5 protein-coding genes are annotated in these 6,689 nt (G+C 41.4%); 4 read left to right on the top strand and 1 reads right to left on the bottom strand.

The genetic code is table 11. The features are described from left to right. The first annotated feature begins 355 nt into the window (after positions 1–355). Complete coding sequence (locus V7127_RS23670; RefSeq protein ID WP_335490422.1) at positions 356–1,294, top strand: ATP-grasp domain-containing protein; 939 nt, start codon at positions 356–358, stop codon at positions 1,292–1,294. Between the two features lie 385 nt (positions 1,295–1,679). On the opposite strand, the gene V7127_RS23675 is transcribed toward V7127_RS23670, so the two are convergent. Continuing rightward, positions 1,680–2,810 carry a DUF2515 family protein gene (locus V7127_RS23675; protein ID WP_438824057.1) on the bottom strand — a complete coding sequence of 377 codons (1,131 nt, stop codon included), beginning with the start codon at positions 2,808–2,810 and terminating at the stop codon, positions 1,680–1,682. A 121-nt stretch (positions 2,811–2,931) separates the two neighbouring features. On the opposite strand from V7127_RS23675, the gene shc reads away from it, so the two are divergent. The 3 genes from shc to V7127_RS23690 all read left to right on the top strand — a co-directional run bounded on the left by shc (position 2,932) and on the right by V7127_RS23690 (position 6,401). After that, positions 2,932–4,800 (top strand): squalene--hopene cyclase, encoded by a 1,869-nt coding sequence (gene shc, locus V7127_RS23680; RefSeq protein WP_335490427.1) that lies wholly within the window; start codon positions 2,932–2,934, stop codon positions 4,798–4,800. A gap of 136 nt (positions 4,801–4,936) precedes the next feature. Next, on the top strand, positions 4,937–5,476 hold the full coding sequence (locus tag V7127_RS23685) for an HXXEE domain-containing protein (RefSeq protein ID WP_335490430.1): 540 nt from the start codon (positions 4,937–4,939) through the stop codon (positions 5,474–5,476). Between the two features lie 22 nt (positions 5,477–5,498). Continuing rightward, entirely contained in the window at positions 5,499–6,401 is a 903-nt protein-coding gene (locus tag V7127_RS23690; RefSeq protein ID WP_335490434.1) for a TIGR01777 family oxidoreductase, read from the top strand. Positions 6,402–6,689: the final 288 nt, after the last annotated feature.

Below are 6,689 nucleotides of genomic sequence, written 5' to 3' on the forward strand. Positions count from 1 at the left end.
AGGTGCAAGGAAGATGGGAAGAAAAGGCGAACTTATTATTATGAGTTACCATTTAAAATCTTTACATGAATATCAAAATTAAATTAATATCTTAAACAATCGGGAGCATTCCTTTAACTGCACCTCAAATGTTAGACACGAATCTAACATTTTGGGGTCACTTCAAAAAAGGATTGCGCTTATTTTTATTCTAGGGTTATATTGTTGAACAATTCCTAGATATCTATGTTAAAGTTTAGGAGAGATTGTGAAATTTTGTACTTAAAGTAACGCTACAGGTTAACATATGTAATTCCAAGATTAAGTGGTGACTAGGTCAATATTTTAAAAAATGAAAATGAAGGGGACGTTTGATATGTCTAAAAAAATATACATTATCCATGAAAATGATGATTGGACCTCTCATTTAACAAAACGATTGGATGAATTAAACCTGCCATATGAGGCATGGCATCTTGATAAAGGGATCATCGATTTAACTTCGTTACCGCCAGAAGGGGTATTTTATAATCGTATGAGTGCGTCCTCACACACAAGAGATCACCGATTTGCACCTGAGTTGACTGGTGGAATTCTTGATTGGCTTGAATTCCATAATCGAACTGTTTTTAATAGTAGTAATGCATTACGTCTTGAACTTAGCAAAATTAAACAATATACAGCGCTTGAAGCGAGTGGAGTTCGAACTCCAAAAACAATTGGTGCAGTGGGCCGCGAGCAAATTATAGAAGCTGCTGAAAAGCTAGGAACAGCCCCATTCATTACTAAACATAATCGGGCTGGTAAAGGACTTGGAGTCCAATTGTTCCAAACTGTTGAAGCATTGAAGTTACATGTTAATAGTCCTGCATTTGAAGAGTCTGTAGATGGAATTACGCTTATCCAGGAGTATATCCAATCACCAGATTCCTATATTACAAGAGCTGAGTTTGTAGGTGGCAAATACGTTTATTCTGTAAGGGTCGATACGTCAGAAGGATTTGAGCTATGTCCAGCGGATGTATGTCAAATTGGTGACCTATTTTGTCCTGTAGGAGAAGAAGTAGAAGTAAGACCTAAGTTCGAAATTGTAGAAGATGTTGATCGTGATTTAATCGAACGCTATGAAGCTTTTCTAAAGGCTGTTAAAATTGATGTTGCCGGCATTGAATTTGTAAAAAATGCCGCTGGTGAAATTTTTACGTATGACGTCAATACAAACACAAACTATAATTCAGACGCAGAAGCAAAAGCAGAAAAATACGGAATGCTCGAGCTTGCAAAGTTTCTTGGAGAAGCTTTGGAGAGAATATAAGTTTGACCGCAGGGACATGGTTCCTGCAGTTTTTTTTTGGGTGCTCAGGTTGTTGAAAAAAGAGTTTAGAATAACTTCAAATTTTATACTGAAGATGAATGTAAATACCTTCATGCCTAGCAAAAATCGTAGGAAAAATTAGTTGCATTTAATGTGAGGAGTGATTTTTTGGTTAGTCTATTGGAAAACACATTCTTAATATCTGCAATAATCCTACTCTTATGTTCATTCTATTATTAGAGGGGTACCGTTAGGAAGCGCATTTTCCTGACACTACCCCTTTCTGTTATGACACAATCAACAATTCGAGGTATAAAAGTCAAAATGAAAGAAGCGACCAATGCAAATATGTAGAACAGCTGTCAAAATCACCGCACATAGATGGTTAATCCTCTTCCCGTAACAGAAGGGCTTCCTTTCCCATGACCGCAAGCTCAATGGTTTCAAGCGTTTTGCAATAATTCCCGAATATATCTCCATTCACATCGACTTCCTTATGAATATAGTCCAGAACATGCCAATCCTCAAACCAGTCGCCGCTTTCCGCTTCTTCATGAGTAGTATTCGGCCAGGCGTATTTTAACGGTGGGCTGTACAACCGGTCGGCGGCGCCTTTTCTCAACTTACAATTCTTGACCCGAGGTTTATAAAGGGAACGGGGAAAAAATTCGTTTACATCGTTAAACAAATCGGGCCAATAATCTTTTCGTGAACCTGTATGGGGATGATCGTGCGCCCATTTCAAAATGCCAGCTGAAATATTTTTTCGCTGAAAAAGAAGGGCATACAATCTTTTTCCGAATAAAATTCGTTCGTGAAGCGAAGTGAAATGGCGCGAGGTAGCGCCGGCAAGTAAGGCTTGTTGCCTATCTTCCTCTGCACAGTATGGAAAAAGAATGTGATTGAGACGCAAAAAATCATACAACTTGAAGCTGACCGTACCGGTTACGGTTTTTTTAAAGTGATCATTTTGGATCAATCTTTTTTCCAAATAACTTTGTTCATTGATCACAGTCGCAATCGTAAGAGTGTAGGAATCCCCTCTGTTCCAAAAATAACGCCACATCGTTTCCATAAAGGTGGAAATGTGAAAAAAGGGCAAAAGGTGGAACATTTCCTGGTTGGCTTTCACACTTAGGTCATAAATCAAACACTGGGGATACACATCCTGAAAAATCAACCAGCTGCCGCGTTCCAAGAAAGAATAAATCGCCTGCTGATCTCTTTCCGGGAGAAGTTTTGTCAGCAAGTCCCCTTTTAAATCGGTCATATTCCAGCCAACGTTCCGCGATACCATATGTCCAAGAAAGGCCCAATGGATTTCTGGGTGCTCAAGGTAAAAATTATAATAAGCCTGAGTCCGTGTCACGTTGTTTTGATTATGTTGTTTTGTCTGTTCTCTTATATAGTAAATACGTTGTTTATCGTTTTCGGATAAAGAGGGCAGGAGGCCGGAAGATTTACTTTTTAATTTTTTTTTCAAATCCTTTTTTATATCCGAATAGGAATTAAGCAAAAGTAATCATCCCTTATCAACATTTCATTTGAATTGCGTCCGATTCTCCCATAAAGAAATGCATATTCATATTGCTAGAAGAATATGAATACAACGTGAGTATTCGAAAGAGGGGGGTAACATGAGGCATCGGGTACGTGCGGAAATGAACCGAATCGTCGATCAGGTCATTAGGGACCAAACAGCTGACGGGTCCTGGCAATATCCTTTCGAGACCGGCATCGGAACAGACTGTCACATGATTATCTTATTGCGGACATTGGAGATAAATGACGAGGCGTTCATAAAAGAATTGGTGGAACGTATTGCAGGGAAACAGAAGAAAGATGGTTCATGGGGTTTGTTTTATGATGAAGGAAAAGGGAATCTTACGTCCACTGTGGAAGCTTATTATGCCCTTCTTTACTCCGGCTACCGAGATCGGGGTGACCCGGATATCCAGGCAGCAAGAAGGTTTATCCTTGCCAACGGAGGGGCTACGGAAGTCCATATGTTTTTTAAAATCCTGCTGGCTCTAACCGGACAATGCGAGTGGCCGCCTTTTCCCATTAAGATAGAAGTGCTGCTTATACCGGACTCCTTTCCAATCAATCTTTTTGACATCTCCGTGTTTGGTAGAACGAACATCATCCCGTTTCTGATTCTGGCCAATTTGGGTTTCAGCAGGAGAACCCCACGGTCTCCTGATCTCTCTGATTTGTATCTGAAAAGAGAAAATTATTTTTTTACAGAAGATCCGGAATTCCGCTCGGTTATTGATTTGATTCAAAAAGGGATGAAAGGCCTGAAAGACTACCCCGGAAACCTTCGCGAGTTAGCTTTATATCGCGCCGAACAATATATGCTGGATAGAATAGAACCGGATGGCACCTTATGTAATTATTTCGGTTCAACTTCTATGATGATTTTTGCTTTATTGGCGAGGGGATATTCAAATACACATCCGGTGATCACCCGTGCCTTGCAAGGCTTAAAAGCGATGACCTGCCGGATTGATGGAGAACTCCACTGCCAATATGCGACGGCTACGGTCTGGAACACGACGTTAATCAGTTATGCTCTGCAAGAATCCGGAGTCCCTTATTTATTGAATACCGTCCAGAAGGCAAACCAATATATCCTTTCCCGGCAACATGTCAAATACGGGGATTGGATCATTCATGAACCGAATCTTTTGCCGGGAGGCTGGGGCTTTGAGGACATGAATACAATCCATCCGGATATTGACGACACAACGGCTGCACTAAGAGCGATTCGAACGTTGGTCATCGAAAGGGTGGATTGTCGGCAGGCATGGGATCGGGGAATCAACTGGCTCATTTCCATGCAAAACAATGACGGTGGATGGGCGGCATTCGAAAAGAATGTGAACAAGAAACTGTTGAACCTATTACCAATCGAGGGCGGAAAAGATTTGTTGATTGATCCGTCGACGGTTGATTTAACGGGAAGGACATTAGAGTTTTTCGGGAACTATACCCATTTGGATTTTCATCATCCCATGGTGAAATGCGGGATTCGTTGGCTGTTAAAGAATCAAGAATCGGATGGTTCTTGGATAGGGCGCTGGGGCGTCTATATTTATGGCACATGGGCGGCGGTAACGGGAATGGTTGCTGTTGGGGTTTCCCCGAATCATCCTGCTATTCAGAAGGCTGTAAACTGGTTAAAAGCCATTCAAAATCAAGACGGAGGTTGGGGAGAATCCTGCAAAAGTGATATCGAAAATTGTTATGTGCCTTTGGGCGAAAGTACCCGCACTCATACAGCATGGGCCCTTGATACACTTATCTCGGCCGCGACTGAAGTCACACCTGACATTAAACGCGGTGCAGCTTTTTTAGTAGATGGCAAAGAAAAAGACTGGGCAAAGACCTACCCGAAAGGAAGGGGCATGGCGGGAGCCTTTTATATCAATTATCATTGTTACGAATACGTTTTTCCGTTACTGGCCCTGGCCCATTATCAAAAATTAACTGAAGGGACCTAACAGGGATCTGTGGATTCAAAAAGCTTTCAAGTGACTGCTGGCATATTTTTATAGTCTGTCGATACAATGAACAAAACCACAACAGGACAAGGTCTTGGTGAAAAACAAATTCTTTCGAACAAGCAGGAGGCAAAAGATGCTTGAAACTTTCCGCGAATTTTTCGATCTTCATACAATCATTTGGTTGTTCCCAATCATTTTTATGTTCCATGACTTAGAAGAGATCATAACCATTGAATCTTTCATGATTGCACATAAAAACAGAAAAGCTCCCTTCGTCAAACTAACATTAGAAATGAGGGGAAAACTAGGTTCGACCGCTGCCCAACTTTCTATTTCGGCTACATGGATTTTGCTGATTATCTCATTCACTACATTGATGACTGCCCATTTCTCAATAAACGGAGGGGGCTTTCTTTTATATACAGCCATACTCAATTTGTTTATTCTGCAGGCGATCATCCATATTGTTCAGTCCATCTTTTTCAAAGGCTACACACCTGGCATCATAACGGCGCTATGCCTTCTCATCCCTTACTCTCTTATTGCCTATGACCGGTTGTTCCAATCCGGCCTGATAGACGGGCAGTTCATTTTCGTTAGTCTCCCCGTTAGCCTGGTTATGATTCCTGTGTTTCTTGTTGGCAATCTTTTAGGCCGTTACTTCATCAAATAAGTCGTTGCGGGTGGTGAGTACATTGCATGTTGTTATTGCGGGAGGAAGCGGGTTTGTAGGTCAAGCCTTGACTCATCTGTTGATTCAAAAAGGCCATCGAGTAACCATATTAACGCGTCTTCCAAATCATAAAAGAACAAGTGAATTCGTTCATTATGTTGATTGGCTTTCTGCAGATCATCAACCTGAAAACGAACTTAAAGATGTCGATGCGATGGTCAATTTAGCCGGGGAATCAATTAATAGCGGACGGTGGACCCAAAGTAAAAAAGAGGCTATTTTGAATAGCCGTCTTACAGCCACAAAAGAGGTCATTCGAATTTTGAGACATCTTCATCCAAAGCCAAAAGTTCTTGTTAACGCTTCAGGTATAAGTTACTACGGGATGTCAGACTTCAAAACGTTTAATGAGTCCTCCAATAGTGATGCAAACGATTTTTTGGCCAGTGTTGTAAAGCGTTGGGAGAAAGAAGGGGCAATGGCGAATGAATTAGGCATTAGAACGGTCTTCGCGCGTTTCGGCATGATTCTGGGTCAAGAGGGTGCCTTTCCGCGAATGGTACTACATTATAAATTAGGTATTGGGGGGACAATCGGCAGTGGGATGCAATGGATTTCCTGGGTGCACATTCAAGATGCGGTTGAGATGGTTTACTTCGCCATCATTAACCCTGAAGTAGATGGACCGTTGAATGTGACCTCGCCTCATCCAATACGCATGTCATCATTCGGACAGTCCATTGCAGACGTCCTTCACCGCCCATATTGGCTTCATGTTCCTGGGGTTGTAGTAAAAGTAGTACTTGGTGAAATGAATCAGTTGGTATTAAAAGGGCAGCGGGTACTCCCTCTAAAAGCACTTCACCACAATTACTCCTTTCAATTTCCAGACGTAAAAAGTGCACTTTCTGATATTCTAGGTTAAAGATACATTGCGCCGGTATGAAGGAGGAAACTTATAATTAAGCTTTAAGTCATGACAGTACGGCAGGCCCTCCCTGCGTTGAATAGCACGCCGTGTCCTTAATCAGCTGTTCGTAGAAAACACTGACTGGCATTTGGGGAGAACTTTTTTGAATATGGTGTACCGTCAGATAAACGTGGAATGTTGGCGGTACCCCAATATAAAACTGTTATATGGAATTAGGGTTTTATTATGAGATAACCCTTTATGTGTACCCTTACTAAAAGGCACTTTTCTGTAATAAGGAAA

This window comes from Bacillus sp. JJ1773, assembly GCF_036962035.1.
Classification (GTDB): Bacteria; Bacillota; Bacilli; order Bacillales; family Cytobacillaceae; genus Cytobacillus.